Raw genomic sequence first — 14,098 nt, forward strand, 5'->3', positions numbered from 1 at the left:
CGTATCCCGGGCCGGTGCCGGTCCCCCACCCGGCACCGGCCCCGCAGCCCGCGCCCGCCCCGGTGCCGGCGCCCGCCGCAGCCGCCGGGTATCCACCGCCCGTCGGCCCCACCCCGCCCGGCGTCCCGGCCCGCGGCGGTCTCACCGCCGCCCAGGTCAGGGGCACCAACGGTCTGGAGTCGGTGCCGGCGACGGGCTGGCCGCACACGGCCGGGATGGGCCAGGCGGGCTGATCCCGCCGGGCGTCCCTATCCGGCCGAGGCGGCCGGGGAGGCCGGAGTGTCCGACGGCGTCGGGCAGGGGGAGCCCGTCGGGGCGTCCGTGGGATCGGGCGAGGCGGACGGGGAGGACCCCGAGTCCGTGGAGCAGTCGTCCGTCGGGGTCGGCGAAGGGCTCGGGTCGGTCGGGTCCGGCGAGGGGTCCGGGGTCTCGGTGGGCGGCTCGGACGTGCCCGGGTCCGTCGGGAGCGCCGTCGGGGAGGACGGGTCCGGGGACGTGGACGGCACGGGGCGGGACGGGGACGGCCCGGGACTGTCCGGTGTGGTGCCCGGGTCGGGACCGATGTCGATGCCGTCGTCCCCGCCGCCACCACCGCCCTTCCCGCCCCCGGGCCCGCCGCCGCTGCCGCCGCTCTCGCCGTCGACGGGCTCGGTCGCCGGGGTGTCGCCGCCCGCGCCGGGGCTCTTCGGGACGACGCCCTCGCCGTCGGGGACGGTGTGGACTCCCCGGCGGTAGAACTCCAGCCAGTGCCTGACCAGTCCGAGGTAGGTGCGGGAGTTGTTGTAGCTGAGGATCGCCCGGTCCAGGTCCGCCGCCCGGGCCAGGTCCCGGTCCCCGGCGCACAGGTAGTGCCCGGCCGCCAGTGCGGCGTCGAAGATGTTGTTGGGGTCGGCACGGCCGTCCCCGTTGCCGTCCGCGCCCCAGCGGGCCCAGGTGGACGGCAGGAACTGCATCGGGCCCACCGCCCGGTCGTAGACCGTGTCGCCGTCGTGGACGCCGCCGTCGGTGTCCCGGATCAGGGCGAAGCCGCGGCCGTTGAGGGGCGGTCCGGTGATGCGGCCGAGGGTCGTGCCGTTCCGGTCGACGGCGCCGCCGCGTGCCTGGCCGGACTCGACCTTGCCGATCGCCGCGAGCAGTTCCCAGGGCAGCCGGCAGCCCGGGTCCGTCCTGCCGACGGCGGTCTCGGCGGCGCGGTAGGCGCGCAGCACGGTGGCCGGGATGCCCGACTGGGCGCGGATCTGCGGCTCGAGTGCGCCGGTGGCCGCCGATCCGCCGTCCCGGGTCGTCAGGGGCGGGATCTCGGTGTGGTACGAGCCGTCGCCGGGCGGGGCGAGTTCGGCGAAGGGGCCGCCCGTCGTGGGCGCGTTCAGGTCGTCGGCCGCCGTTCCGGCGTGGGTGTCCTCGGGATCGCCGGTGAGGCCGGGGGCCTGGGACGCGGTGAGGGCCGCCATGGCCGCCACCGCGAGGGCGGTCGTGCGCAGTCCCTTGCGGGCCCGCCCGCGGTACAGGCGTCGGGCACGGCGTACGGGCATGGTCGTCACTCCTGTCGGATCCGTCGGAGGTGCGGGCGCAGGGCGGGCAGGGGGTTCGGTCGGGCGTGCCGTCGGGCGTGCGGCTCAGCGGCCGAAGGTGTCGAGGGCGGAGATCAGCCAGCGTCCGTCGCGGTGCACGACGTCGACGGCGAGCATGGCCGCCGCGTACACGCCGTCGTCCTGGGCGGCGTCCTCGCCGGCCGTGCCCTTCTTGCCGCTGGTGGCGACGCTGCTCTGGTCGGCGTAGACGAGGACCCGCGCCCGGTCGCCGTCGATCCGTTCGACCGCGCTCTCGGTGACGGTCGTGGTGATCACGGCCTTCTGCACGTCGGCCCGGTCCCGGACGTCGGCGAGCAGTTCCCGGTGCTGGTCGACGGCCTTGCCGGTCAGGAGGTCCTTCGCCGCCTTGTCGAGGGCACCGGGGTCGGTGTGGTCGTAGGAGAAGAGGCGGTCGACGGCCTTGGTCACCTGCCCTTTGATCTCGCTGGTGCGGGCGAGGTCGGTCAGCGCGGTGTTGCTCCGCGCGGGCTCGGACCTCAGCCCGTCGGCCTTCGCGTGCGCCCAGCCCGCGAAACCGCCGAGCAGCACGGTGAGCGCGCAGAGCAGGACGAGGACCGGCGGACGGCGGCGCGGCCGACGCCCGGCGGCCTTCGGGGCCTCGGACGCGGGCGAGTCGCCGGTGGCGGCCGGAGCGGGCTCCAGGACGGCGGTGGCGCCGCGCCTGCCGGTTGGGACCGGCGTGCGCTCGGCGCGCTCCGTGCCTTCCGGGCGTCCCGCGGGGGCGGCGGGCCGGGTCTCGCGGGCCTGGCGGCGCCGCTGGCGGTTGATGTGGTGACGGGTCGTCGACATGGTGCGGTGTCCTCCTCGCTGCGGCCGGCTTCGCGGTACGGAACCGGGTCAGCCGGTCGATGTGCCGCCGACGGGTGCCTGTCCCAGGGCGCTCAGCTTCCACCGGCCGTCGGTCCGGGTGAGTTCGCCGAGCATGCGGCTGTCCTTGTCGCTCTTCGCGCCGTCGGCCGCCTGGACGGTGACGCGCAGGGCGACCAGCACCCGGGCGCGTCCGGCGCGGTCGTCGAGTTCGGTGACGGCGCCGGACAGCACCCGGGCGGTGCTCACCGTCTTCGCCTCCTTCACCTGTGCGGCGAACTCGTCGCGACCGGAGGCCAGTTGCTCGTGCAGTTCGCCGGTGGTCGACGACTCCCACAGGTCCAGGCCGCGCTTCAGCTCGCGGTGGTCGAGCGTGTTCAGGTTCTGCACGGCCTGTTCACCGGCGGAGAGTGCCGCGTCCCGCTGGACGGCGTACGCGGCCTGCTCGTCGTGGGCCGCGCGGTACCAGTCCTGACCGGCCCAGGCGGCGAAGCCGCCCGCGACGAGGGTGAGGGCGAGGGCCAGGGCCGGCAGCGGCCGGGAGCCGCCGAGGCGCAGGAGGCGGGCCGCGCGTGTCATGGGGTGCTCCAGTCTCCCGCGCATGGTCAGCGGGCCTTGATGTCGACGATCCGCCACCGGTCGTCGTCGAGTCGTGCCGTGACGGTGAGTTGGGCCGCGGCGGTGGTGGCCTTGCCCTTGTCCCGGTGGGAGGTCTGGTCGAGGAAGACCAGCAGGCGGGCCCGGTCGCCGTCGAGTTCGACCACTCCGGTGCGGACGGCCCGGGTGCTCAGGGTGACGCGCTGCTCGGTGAGGTCGTCGCGGACCCGGGCGAAGAGGGTCTCGTACTGGCGGGCCGCGCGGCCGTCGAGGACGGTGCTCGCGGAGCGCTCGGCGGCGGCGGTGCCGTCCGGTGTGTAGGAGAAGATCCGGGCGAGGGCGTCGCCGACGTCGCCCGCGACGCGTGCGGTCGCCTCGGCGTCGGTGAGCGCGTGGTTCCGGGCGGGTGCGGCCGACCGCAACTGGTGGGCCGCGTAGAAGAATGCGCAGCCGCCCAGGACGAGGGCCGCGGCGGTCCCGGCCAGGGCCGCCCTCCGCAGGCGCCCGTGCGCCACGGCCTTGTCGACGGGCGCGTCCCCGTCGGGCGCGTCGGGTGCGTCCCCGGTGTCCCCGTCGGGCGCGTCCCGATCGCCCGCGTCCTGCTCGGGCGTGTCCTGCTCGGGCGTGTCCTGCTCGGACGGGTCCGCGGGGTCCTGGGCCGGGTCCGTGCCGGGCTCCGGCGGGGCGGGCCTGCGCAGCAGCCAAGTCGGTGTCATCACTCCTCGCCCTCTCCTTCCGCCACCGGTACGGCGCTCAGTGCCCGCACCTTCCACTCCCCCTCGCCGGTGCGGGCCAGGACCGCCTCCAGGCGTTTGCGGTCGGTGGACGCCTTCTTCGTCCCGGCGGGGGTGACCTCGACGCGTACGGTGGCGATGAGCTTGGCCGTGCCGGACCGCGGGTCGAGCGCGGTGACGGCGGCGTCGGTGACCGTGCCGCGCGCCGAGGTCCCGGCCGCCGCCTCGGTGTCGCCGAGTTCCTCGCGCAGCGGCCCGGTGGAGACGGCACGCCAGTCCCGGATGCTCCGCTCCGCACGCTGCCGGGTGGACGCGTCGAGGGTGGTGAGTACGGCGATGCCCTCCCGCCCGTCGGCGAGCGCCGCGTCGCGCTGCCGGCCGTAGGCGAGCGCGTCGTCGGTGCGGGCCTGCGCGTAGGACCAGGCGCCGGTGCCGCAGACGCCGAGGGCGAGCACGAGTCCCGCCGAGGTGAGGATCCCGGCCCGCCTCATCGTGTGCCCCCGGTGTCCGGGGCGAGGAGACCGGTCAGGCCGGCCGGTGCCTCGCCGCGCTGTCCGGGCAGCGCGAGCGCGCCGGGGAGGGCGACGGTGCCGTCCTCGGCCGGGGTGCCGTGCCCGGCCCGGGTGGTCCCGCTGCCGCCGGAGGGCAGGGAGCCGGGTCTGGCCGGGTCGGGCACCGCGCCGCCCTTCGGGGCGTTGGCCGAGCCGCGCACGTTCTTCCCGCTCGACGCCGGGGCCGTGCAAGCTGCGTCGGTGTTGAGGGCGGGGGCGGTGCCGAGGTCGAGGCCGTTGCGGTAGCGCGTTCCGCCGTAGCCGTCGGTGCAGGGCAGGGGGCTGAAGAAGGTGACGGCGAGACCGAGGTTCAGTTTGCCCCCGTCGACGGCACTGGCGCCCGCGGAGACGGCGGCCGGGTACTTCACCAGCAGTTCCTCGATGCCGCGCTGCCGGGTGACGGCGACCTCGGAGGTGGTGAGGAGGTTGGCCAGAACGACGCCGAGGCTGGGGTCGAGGTCCCGCAGCAGGCCGCTGACCTGGGTGGCGGCCTCCGGGGTGACCGCGAGCAGGCGGCGCAGGTCGGCGTCGGAGCCCTTGAGCGCGGCGGCCAGGTCCTTCGCGCCGACGGCGAAGTCCCGGATGGCCTGGGCCTCCTCGGCCTGGGTGCGCAGGACGGTCTCGCCGTCGTGGATGAGCAGGGTGGTGGACGGCAGGGCGCGGTCGGCGGCCTCGACGAAGTCGCTGCCGCTGTCGACCAGCACCTGGAGGTCGTCGCCGTGTCCTTCGAAGGCCTTGCCGAACTCGTCGACGACCGTACGCAGATCGTCCAGCGGGACGGAGCTGACGAGGTCGTCCACGCTGGCGAGGACGTCGGTGACCGGCGCGGGCACCTCGGTGTCGGCCTGTTCGATGCGGGTGCCGTCGGCGAGGTAGGGGGAGCCGTCGCTCTCGGGCCGCAGGTCGATGTACTGCTCGCCGACGGCGGAGAGCCCGGCGACCACCGCCTTGGTGTCGGCGGGGATCCGGGGCGCGGACTTCTTGATGCGCAGTTCGGCGACGACGCCCTCGGCGGTGAGGTCGATCGGCCCGACCCGGCCCACCGAGACGCCCCGGTAGGTGACGTCGGAGTGGGTGAACAGGCCACCGGTTCGGGGTAGTTGCACGTCCACCGTGTAGTAGTCGGCGACCCCCACGTAGCGGCCGAGGTCGGCGTAGCGGATGCCGGGGAAGGCGAGGGCGAGGACGGCGATGACGAGGAAGGCCAGGTTCTTCAGCCGTACGGCCAGGGTGATCACCCGCGGTCACCTCCGGACGCGGACACGGAGGGCAGCGGCAGCGGCGAGGAGGACCGCTTCTTCGCGGGTGTGCCCTCGGGCACCAGCGGCGGGATCACCTGGGTGCCGGGCTGGGCGACGATGCCGAGGTAGGCGTTGAGGTAGTCGCCCTTCACCCCGCGCAGCACCTCGTCGGTGAACGGGTAGGTCAGCAGCACCTGGAGCGAGTCGGGCAGGTCGGTGCCCGCGTCGGCCAGCGCCTTCAGCGTCGGCGCCAGGGCCTTGAGGTCGGCGATCATGTCGTCCTTGCTCGCGTCGATGGTGGAGACGGCGACGCCGGAGAGGGTGTCCAGGGAGCGCAGCATGGTCAGCAGGGAGCCGCGCTGCTGCTCCAGCGTCTTCAGTCCGGGCGAGAGGTCGGTGAGGACGGTGTCGACGTCGTCCTTGCGGGTGGCGAGGGTCGAGGAGAGCCGGTTGACGGCGTCGAGGGCGTCGGTGATGTCCTCGCGGTGGTCGTCGAGGTCGCCCACCAGGGTGTTGACGCGTTTCAGCATGGAGCGCACCTCGGGTTCGCGGCCGCCGAGGGCGGCGTTGAGTTCCCGGGTGATGGTCTTGAGCTGGTTGACGCCGCCGCCGTTGAGGAGCAGGGACAGCGCGCCGAACACCTCCTCGACCTCGGTGTTGCGGCTGGTGCGGGCCAGCGGGATGACGCTGCCGTCGGTCAGCCGGCCGGTGCCGGTCTCCTTGGCGGGCGCGACCAGCTGGACGTACTTCTCGCCGAGCAGGCTGGACTGTTCGAGCCGGGCGGTGGCGTCGGCGGGCAGCCGTACGTCGCCGTTGATCTCCATGGTGACGCGGGCCGACCAGTCGTCCTCGCCGAGTTCGATGCCGGTGATCCGGCCGACGGCGACGTCGTTGACCCGGACCGCGGCGTGCGGGACGAGGCTGAGCACGTCCTGGAGTTCGGCGGTGACGGTGTAGGGGTGGTCGCCGAGGTCGGCGCCGCCGGGCAGCGGCAGGTCCTCGATGCCGTCGAAGCCGCTCGGCACCACGGTGAGTCCGCCGAGGGTCAGGGCGAGGGCGAGACCGACGGCGACCAGTCCGCCGGCGGTGAGGCCCGCGGCCCGGCCCGCGCCGATCCTGCCGCGCCTCATCGCCCGTCGCCCTTCTCCTGGTCGGACACTCCGTCGGACGCACCGCCGGACGCGCCGTCGGACGCCGGGTCGGTCGCACCGGCCACGGGCAGCGGCAGCAGGGGGCCGCCCATGCTGATCTCGTTGAGGTTGCCGCGGCCGTCGAGGGTGCGGGTGTCGGGGTTGTAGGCGTTCACGACGTTGCCCGCGGCCAGCGGTGCCACGTCCAGCGCCTCGGCCAGCGAGGCGCGTTGCTCGACCAGGGTGCGGGTGATGGGGACGAGCCGGTCGACGTTCTTCTTCAGCTCGCCCCGGTTGTCCTCGATGAAGGTCTTGACCTGGCCGAGGGCCTTGCCGAGTTCCTCCAGCGCGCCGGTGAGGTCGTCCTTGTTGTCGGCGAAGAAGCTGACGACGTCGTCGAGGCGTTCCTGCGCGGTGCGCACGTCGGTGTCCTTGTTCTTCAGCATGGTGGTGAAGGTCTGCAGGCTGGAGAGCGTCTTGAACAGGTCGCCGCTGCTGCCGTCGAGGGTCTTGGCCGCCTTGCCGAACTCCTCGACGCTGTCGCCGATCGCCTCGCCGTTGCCGTCGAGGTTGTCGGCGCCGGTCCTGAGCAGGTCGGACAGGGCACCGTCGGCGTTGGCGCCGTCCGGGCCGAGGGCGTCGCCGAGTTCGGTGATCGAGTCGTAGATCTGGTCGATCTCGACGGGAACGCGGTTGCGGGAGGCGGGCAGGACGGCGCCGTCGGCGAGGGCGGGCCCCTCGCGGTAGGCGGGGGTGAGCTGCACATAGCGGTCGGCGACGACGCTGGGTGCGACGACGACGGCCCTCGCGTCCTTGGGGACCTTGATCCCCTCGTCCAGCCGGAGGCCGACGCGGACCCGGGTTCCCTCGGGGTCCACCGACTCCACCTCGCCGACCCGTACGCCGAGGATGCGCAGGTCGGACCCGGCGTAGACGCCGATGGTGCGGTCGAAGTAGGCGGTGAGGCGGGTGCCTTCGGCGTCGAGGACCCGGGCGGCGACCAGGCCGCCCGCGGCGAGCACCACGAGGGCGAGCACTCCGGTGAGGATCTTTCGGCGTCGGGTCATCACTCACCGCTCCCCTGGGCCGCCGCCGGCTGTTGCGGCGGCCGGCATCCGGTCTCGGGCTGGGAGGTCGCGGGCAGGTAGTCGCGGGGCACGACCCCGCACAGGTAGCTGTCGAACCAGCGGCCGTTGCCCAGGGTGTTGCCGACCAGGCGGTAGTAGGGGCCGACCAGGGCGAGGGTCTCGCCGAGCTGGGTGTTGTTCTTCTCCAGGACGCTGGTGACGCGGCCGAGTGCCTTGAGGGTGGGGCCGAGCTGCTTCTCGTTGTCCTTGACCAGGCCGCCGAGTTCGGTGCCGAGGTCCTGACTGCCCTTGAGCAGGGCGCTGATGGCGGTGCGGCGGTCGCGGAGTTCGCCGAGCAGCGGGCCGCCGTCCTCGATGAGGGTCTCGAAACTGGACTTGTTGTTCTCCAGCGTCTTGGTGAACTCGGAGCTGCCCTTGAGGAGTTCGGCGAGTTTCGCGTCCCGCTTCGAGATCGACTTGGACAGGTCGGACAGTCCGGTGGCCGCCTTGCGCACGTGCGGCGGGGAGTCCTTGAAGGTGTCGGAGATGGTCTCGAAGCTCTCGGCGAGCTTCCCGGTGTCGATGTCGTCGACGGTGCCGCTGAGGTCCTGGAAGGCCTGGGTCACGTCGTAGGGGGAGGTGGTGCGGGCGAGCGGGATGCGGGAGCCGGGGTCCTGGCGGGAGGAGCCGAGCGGGTCGAGCGCCAGGTACTTGTCGCCCAGGACGGTCTTGATGGCGATGGCGGCGGTGGTCCGGTCGCCGAGCCAGGCGTCCTCGACCTCGAAGGTGACCTTGACCTTGGCGCCGTCGAGCGCGACTGCGGTGACCCGGCCGACCTTGACGCCGGCGATGCGCACCTCGTCGCCCTCGTCCAGGCCGGCGGCCTCGGAGAAGTCGGCGCTGTAGGTGGTGCCGCCGCCGAACGGCAGCCGGTCGACGTGGTAGGCGAGGAGGGCGAGGAGAGTGAGGACCAGCAGCCCGGCGACGCCGACGGCGACGGGGTTGCGTTCCTTGACCGGCTTGATGCGCGGCTTCCTGCGCGGGCCCGTCATCCGCGGCACCTCGATTCGGTGATCGCGATCCCGGTCGGCGGCTTCGAGCCGTCGGAGGTGGTCACTCCGCTCACCTGCGCCTCGCAGAGGTAGAGGTTGAACCACGAGCCGTAGGAGGACAGCCGGGCCAGGGCGGTCATCTTGGCGGGGCTCTTCGCCAGGAAGTCCTCGATCTGCGGGGTGTGCTCACCGAGGTTCGTGGCGAGCCGGCCCAGTTCCCGGACGTCCTTCTTGAGGGGCGCCCGTCCGTCCTTGAGGAGTCCGGCGGTGACGTCGGTCAGGTCGCCCATGGCGGCGACGGCCTCGCCGAGGGGTTTGCGGTCCTGGTTGAAGCCGGTGACGAGCTTCTGGAGGGTGACGACGAGGTCGTCGAAGCTGTCCTCGCGGTCGTTGAGGGTGTCCAGCACGGTGGTGAGGTTCTCGACGACCTGGCCGATCACCTTGTCCTTGGCGGCGACCGTCGTACCGAGCGAGCCGACGTGGCGGATCAGGCTGTCGACGGTGGTGCCCTCGCCCTGGAGCACCTGCACGATCGATCCGGCGAGTTCGTTGACGTCCTTCGGGGACAGGCCCTCGAACAGCGGCTTGAAGCCGTTGAAGAGCAGGGTCAGGTCGAGCGCGGGCGTGGTGCGGTCCAGCGGGACGGTGCCGCCCTCCGGGAGGGTGCCGGCGACGTCGCCGCTGCCGCGGCCGAGGGAGACGTAGCGCTGGCCGACCATGTTCAGGTACTTCACGGCGGCGGTGGTGGAGCGGGGCAGCCTGCGGTCGTCGCGGACGGTGAAGGTGACCTGGGCGGTGCGCCGGTCGACGACGCGTACGTCGGTCACCTCGCCGACCGTCACCCCGGAGATCCGCACGCTGTCGCCGTCGACGAGCCCGGTGACGTCGGTGAACAGGGCCTTGTAGGTGCTGGTGCCGGTACCGGAGTCGACACTGGTGCCGGCGACGCTCAGGCCCAGCACGGTGGTGGCGAGGGCGGTGACCACCACGAAGACGAGGGACTTGACCAGCGGTCCGGTCAGCGGGCGGCGCCGGGTGTGCGCGTGGTCGGCGCCGGTCATCCGAGGGTCACCTCCGTACCGCGGTAGACGGGGCCGACGAGCAGGCTGCTCCAGTCGGGCAGGTCGCCGGGGCTCTTCCCGGCGGCCGGGGCGATCAGTTCGTTGACGAGGTCGTTCTCCTGCGGGGAGTTGGCGGGCCCGAGGTCCTGCTCGGCCGCCGGGGTGGCGGTGGGCGCGGCGGGCCGGGGCAGGGTGCCGAGGTAGGGCACGGACGGGCAGCGGGGCCCGCCGCCGGAGTCGTACACCGGGGTGTCGCGTCCGGGGCGGTAGGCGCCGCGGGAGGCGACGGTGGTCAGGTCGACCTGGATGCCGGGCCGGTCGGTGCCCTTGCCGAGCGCCTTGTCCATGGCCGGCACGAAGTCGGCGAGGGTGCGCAGGGTGCAGGGGAAGGCCGAGGAGTACTCGGCGAGCAGCTCCAGGGTGGGGCGGCTGGTGTCGCCGAGCTGGATGATGTTGTCCTTGTTCTTGCGCAGGAAGGCCGTCACGTCCTCGGCCGTCCGGGTGGTGGCGCCGAGGGTGGCGGCGAGTTCCGCCTCCTGCTCGGCGAGGGTGCCGCTGGTGGTGGTGAAGTCGGTGAGCGCCGTGACGATGTCGGGCGCCGCGTCCGCGTAGACATGGCTGACCTTCACGAGTTCCTTGAGGTCGCGGTTGAGGGCGGGCAGGCTGGGGTTGAACTCGGCCAGGTGCTCGTCCAGCAGGGTGAGCGTGTCGCCGAGCCGGTCCCCGCGCCCTTCGAGGGCCTGCGAGACGGCGGACAGGGTGGCGGAGAGCTTCTGCGGCTGGACGGCGGTGAGCATCGGCAGCACGTCGTCGAGCACCTGCTGGAGTTCGATGGCGTTCGCGGACCGGTCCTGGGGGACGACGGCCCCGGCGGCCAGCGGTTCGGGCGAGGGGTCCGCGGGCGGTACCAGGGCCACGAACCGCTCGCCGAACAGGGTGGTGGGCAGCATCTGCGCGCGGACGTCGGCCGGTACGTGGTCCAGCGCGCCGGGCTTCATGGCGAGGGTGAGCCGGGCGCCGTCGCCGGTGGCGTCGATGGCGCGGACCTCGCCGACGACGACGCCGCGCAGCTTCACCTCGGCGCCGGGGTGCATCTGGTTGCCGACGCTGCCGGTCTCGACGACCACGGGGTCGGAGTCGGTGAACTCCTTGTCGTAGACGGCGACGGCCAGCCAGATCAGCAGGGCGGGCACCAGCACGAACACCACTCCGGCGCTGCGGCGGCGCAGCTTCTGTCCCCGGGGACCCAGGCGTGTGCTCATCTCACCCCGCCACCTTCACGGTCGTGGTCGCGCCCCACAGGGCCAGCGACAGGAAGAAGTCGGTGACGCTGATCAGCACGATGGCGTTGCGCACGGACCGGCCGACGGCGACGCCGACGCCGGCCGGGCCGCCGGAGGCGCGGTAGCCGTAGTAGCAGTGGGCGACGATCACCATCACGCTGAAGATCAGCACCTTCAGGACGGAGAGCAGCACGTCCGTCGGGGACAGGAAGAGGTTGAAGTAGTGGTCGTACGTCCCCCGGGACTGGCCGTTGAACAGGACGGTCACGTAGCGGGAGGCGAGGAAGGAGGAGAGCAGCCCGATGGCGTAGAGCGGGATGATGGCGACGACGCCGGCGATGATGCGGGTGGTGACGAGGTAGGGCATGGAGCGGATGCCCATGCCTTCGAGGGCGTCGACCTCCTCGTTGATGCGCATGGCGCCGAGCTGGGCGGTGAAGCCGGCCCCGACGGTCGCGGAGAGGGCGAGCCCGGCGACCAGGGGGGCGATCTCGCGGGTGTTGAAGTAGGCGGAGACAAATCCGGTGAACGCGGCGGTGCCGATCTGGTCCAGGGCCGCGTATCCCTGGAGTCCGACGACGGTCCCGGTGAAGAGGGTCATCGCGATCATCACGCCGATGGTGCCGCCGATGACGCCGAGGCCGCCGGAGCCGAAGGCCACCTCGGCGAGCAGGCGCTGCACCTCCTTGAGGTAGCGGCGCAGGGTCCGCGGGACCCAGAGCAGGGCCCGGACGTAGAAGAGGAGTTGGTCGCCGGAGCGGTCGAGCCAGACGAGCGGGGAGGCCATCGGACCTCAGCCTCCCTTCGGCGGGACGATCTGGAGGTAGACGGCCGTCATCACCATGTTGACGAAGAAGAGCAGCAGGAAGGTGATGACGACGGACTGGTTGACGGCGTCGCCGACGCCCTTGGGGCCGCCGCGCGGGTTGAGCCCCCGGTAGGCGGCGACGATGCCCGCGATGAACCCGAAGACGAGCGCCTTGAGTTCGCTGATGTAGAGGTCGGGCAGCTGGGCGAGGGCGGAGAAGCTGGAGAGGTAGGCGCCGGGGGTGCCGCCCTGCATGATGACGTTGAAGAAGTAGCCGCCGAGGATGCCGACGACCGAGACCAGGCCGTTGAGCAGGACCGCGACGCCCATGGCGGCCAGGACCCGGGGCACCACCAGGCGCTGCACCGGCGAGACGCCCATGACCTCCATGGCGTCGAGTTCCTCGCGGATCTTGCGGGAGCCGAGGTCGGCGCAGATCGCCGAGCCGCCGGCGCCGGCGATGAGCAGCGCGACGATGAGCGGGCTGGCCTGCTGCACGACGGCGAGGACGCTGGCGCCGCCGGTGAAGGACTGGGCGCCCAGCTGCTCGGTCAGCGAGCCGACCTGGAGGGCGATGACGGCGCCGAAGGGGATCGAGACCAGGGCGGCGGGCAGGATGGTCACGCTCGCGACGAACCAGAACTGCTCGACGAACTCGCGGAACTGGAAGGGTCTTCGGAAGACGGCCCGGACGACTTCGGCGGCGAGTGCGAACAGCCGCCCGGTCTGCCGCAGCGCGCCGGTGATCACGCGCCGCTCCCGGCGGCGGGCATCGGCAGGGTGGCCGCCTCGGAGCCCTTCGCGTAGGTGTCCCGGATGGCGGCGCGGGCGGCGGGCGGCAGCGTGTCGATCATGCGCATGACACGCTCGCGCCGGCGGGCCACGGCCTGCCGGGGCGGCAGGCCCGGCGACGGCTCCAGCTGCGGGACGATCACCCGGGGCGCGGCGGGGGCCGCGGGGGCGGCGTCCGCCTCGGCGGCGAGGGTGGCCGCGTCCTTCTCCTCGGACATCCCGATGGGCCCCTCGCGCCGGCCGCCGAGGAACTGGGCCACGACCGGCTCGTCGCTGGTGAGCAGCACCTCGCGCGGGCCGAAGGTGACCAGTTCGCGCAGGAACAGCATCCCCATGTTGTCGGGCACGGTGGCGGCGATGTCGAGGTTGTGGGTGACGATCAGCATCGTCGCGTCGAGCTGCGCGTTCAGGTCGATCAGCAGCTGGGAGATGTAGGCGGTGCGGACCGGGTCGAGCCCGGAGTCCGGTTCGTCGCACAGGATGATCTGCGGGTCGAGGACGAGCGCGCGGGCCAGTCCCGCCCGCTTGCGCATACCTCCGCTGATCTCTCCGGGCAGCTTTCCCTCCGCGCCCAGCAGCCCGACGACCTCGATCCGCTCCATGACGATGCGGCGGATCTCGGACTCCTTCTTGCGGGTGTGTTCGCGCAGCGGGAAGGCGATGTTGTCGAAAAGGGACATGGAACCGAAGAGGGCACCGTCCTGGAACATCAGACCGAAGAGTTTACGGGTTTCGTAGATGTCCCTTTCCGGGCTGTTCACCATGTCCACCCCGTTGATGAGGACACGGCCCTTCTCGGGCTTGAGCAGCCCTATGAGCGACTTCAGGAAAACGGTCTTTCCGGTTCCGGACGGGCCCAGCATCACGCTGACCTCACCGGCCGGAAGAGTGAGTGACACGTCCCGCCAGATGCTCTGCTTACCGAAGGACTTGGTCAGGCCCTCGACCACTACTTCGATTCCCATATCACCTCCAGCGGAAGCCGATCGGATACGCGCTGCGGGCCCGCACGTTAAGTCGGCCCGGAGCGCACTGACAACGGGTGCGGCACGGATCACCGGCGCCCTCGCGGAACTTGTCACCGCGCTGACAACCCGCCCGGCTCGTACTTGTCTCCGGGGAGACAGGGCAGGGTCTCGCGGTTCCGGGGGGTGTGGATCCCGCGGGACCCCGCCGGCGGACACCCTCTCCCGACGGGAGGACGGGCCGGAACGTGTCCGCCACGGCTCCGGCCGACGGGGGCCACCGACCTGGAACCGAGCACCGCACCGGCACGTTACGGCCGAGTAACCTCGGCGGGCAACACCGGAATCGGAGATTTCCGGGATACCGGCTGCGGCCATCCGGAACCTGTCAGGCAGGACACAAAAACCACTCGGAAAC

14 protein-coding genes and 1 pseudogene are annotated in these 14,098 nt (G+C 72.6%); 1 reads left to right on the plus strand and 14 read right to left on the minus strand.

The window, feature by feature from the left end; translation table 11 throughout:
• Positions 1-233 (plus strand): annotated as a pseudogene (locus tag K7854_RS29265) (histidinol-phosphate aminotransferase family protein); the annotation flags it as partial.
• A gap of 15 nt (positions 234-248) precedes the next feature.
• On the opposite strand, the gene K7854_RS29270 reads toward K7854_RS29265, so the two are convergent.
• The 14 genes from K7854_RS29270 to K7854_RS29335 form a co-directional block, all read right to left on the minus strand.
• Complete coding sequence (locus tag K7854_RS29270; RefSeq protein ID WP_226029566.1) at positions 249-1,532, minus strand: lytic transglycosylase domain-containing protein; 1,284 nt, start codon at positions 1,530-1,532, stop codon at positions 249-251.
• Positions 1,533-1,616: 84 nt separating this feature from the next.
• On the minus strand, positions 1,617-2,381 hold the full coding sequence (locus tag K7854_RS29275; protein WP_226029567.1) for a hypothetical protein: 765 nt from the start codon (positions 2,379-2,381) through the stop codon (positions 1,617-1,619).
• Positions 2,382-2,429: 48 nt separating this feature from the next.
• Positions 2,430-2,978, minus strand: a complete 549-nt coding sequence (locus K7854_RS29280) for an Rv1363c family protein (RefSeq protein WP_226029568.1) — start codon at positions 2,976-2,978, stop codon at positions 2,430-2,432.
• 26 nt (positions 2,979-3,004) lie between these two features.
• Positions 3,005-3,712 (minus strand): hypothetical protein, encoded by a 708-nt coding sequence (locus tag K7854_RS29285; protein ID WP_226029609.1) that lies wholly within the window; start codon positions 3,710-3,712, stop codon positions 3,005-3,007.
• Positions 3,712-4,221: a hypothetical protein gene (locus K7854_RS29290; protein WP_226029569.1), complete on the minus strand. Its 510-nt coding sequence runs from the start codon at positions 4,219-4,221 to the stop codon at positions 3,712-3,714. The genes K7854_RS29285 and K7854_RS29290 overlap by 1 nt, the downstream gene beginning before the upstream one ends.
• The gene (locus tag K7854_RS29295; protein WP_226029570.1) at positions 4,218-5,519 is read right to left on the minus strand and encodes an MlaD family protein; all 1,302 of its coding nucleotides are present in this window, start codon (positions 5,517-5,519) and stop codon (positions 4,218-4,220) included. Before K7854_RS29295 ends, K7854_RS29290 begins: the two co-directional genes overlap by 4 nt.
• Complete coding sequence (locus tag K7854_RS29300) at positions 5,516-6,652, minus strand: MCE family protein (RefSeq protein WP_226029571.1); 1,137 nt, start codon at positions 6,650-6,652, stop codon at positions 5,516-5,518. The genes K7854_RS29295 and K7854_RS29300 overlap by 4 nt, the downstream gene beginning before the upstream one ends.
• Positions 6,649-7,719, minus strand: a complete 1,071-nt coding sequence (locus K7854_RS29305; protein WP_226029572.1) for an MCE family protein — start codon at positions 7,717-7,719, stop codon at positions 6,649-6,651. The genes K7854_RS29300 and K7854_RS29305 overlap by 4 nt, the downstream gene beginning before the upstream one ends.
• Positions 7,719-8,771: an MCE family protein gene (locus tag K7854_RS29310; protein WP_226029573.1), complete on the minus strand. Its 1,053-nt coding sequence runs from the start codon at positions 8,769-8,771 to the stop codon at positions 7,719-7,721. The genes K7854_RS29305 and K7854_RS29310 overlap by 1 nt, the downstream gene beginning before the upstream one ends.
• Positions 8,768-9,832, minus strand: coding sequence for an MCE family protein (locus tag K7854_RS29315; protein ID WP_226029574.1), 1,065 nt, complete (start codon positions 9,830-9,832; stop codon positions 8,768-8,770). Before K7854_RS29315 ends, K7854_RS29310 begins: the two co-directional genes overlap by 4 nt.
• The gene (locus K7854_RS29320; RefSeq protein WP_226029575.1) at positions 9,829-11,094 is read right to left on the minus strand and encodes an MCE family protein; all 1,266 of its coding nucleotides are present in this window, start codon (positions 11,092-11,094) and stop codon (positions 9,829-9,831) included. The genes K7854_RS29315 and K7854_RS29320 overlap by 4 nt, the downstream gene beginning before the upstream one ends.
• 1 nt (position 11,095) lies before the next feature.
• Positions 11,096-11,902: an MlaE family ABC transporter permease gene (locus K7854_RS29325; protein WP_226029576.1), complete on the minus strand. Its 807-nt coding sequence runs from the start codon at positions 11,900-11,902 to the stop codon at positions 11,096-11,098.
• Between the two features lie 6 nt (positions 11,903-11,908).
• Entirely contained in the window at positions 11,909-12,673 is a 765-nt protein-coding gene (locus tag K7854_RS29330; protein ID WP_109031569.1) for an MlaE family ABC transporter permease, read from the minus strand.
• On the minus strand, positions 12,670-13,680 hold the full coding sequence (locus K7854_RS29335; RefSeq protein WP_226029577.1) for an ABC transporter ATP-binding protein: 1,011 nt from the start codon (positions 13,678-13,680) through the stop codon (positions 12,670-12,672). The genes K7854_RS29330 and K7854_RS29335 overlap by 4 nt, the downstream gene beginning before the upstream one ends.
• Positions 13,681-14,098 lie beyond the last annotated feature (418 nt).

It is taken from the genome of Streptomyces hyderabadensis, assembly GCF_020404845.1.
Taxonomy (GTDB): domain Bacteria; phylum Actinomycetota; class Actinomycetes; order Streptomycetales; family Streptomycetaceae; genus Streptomyces; species Streptomyces hyderabadensis.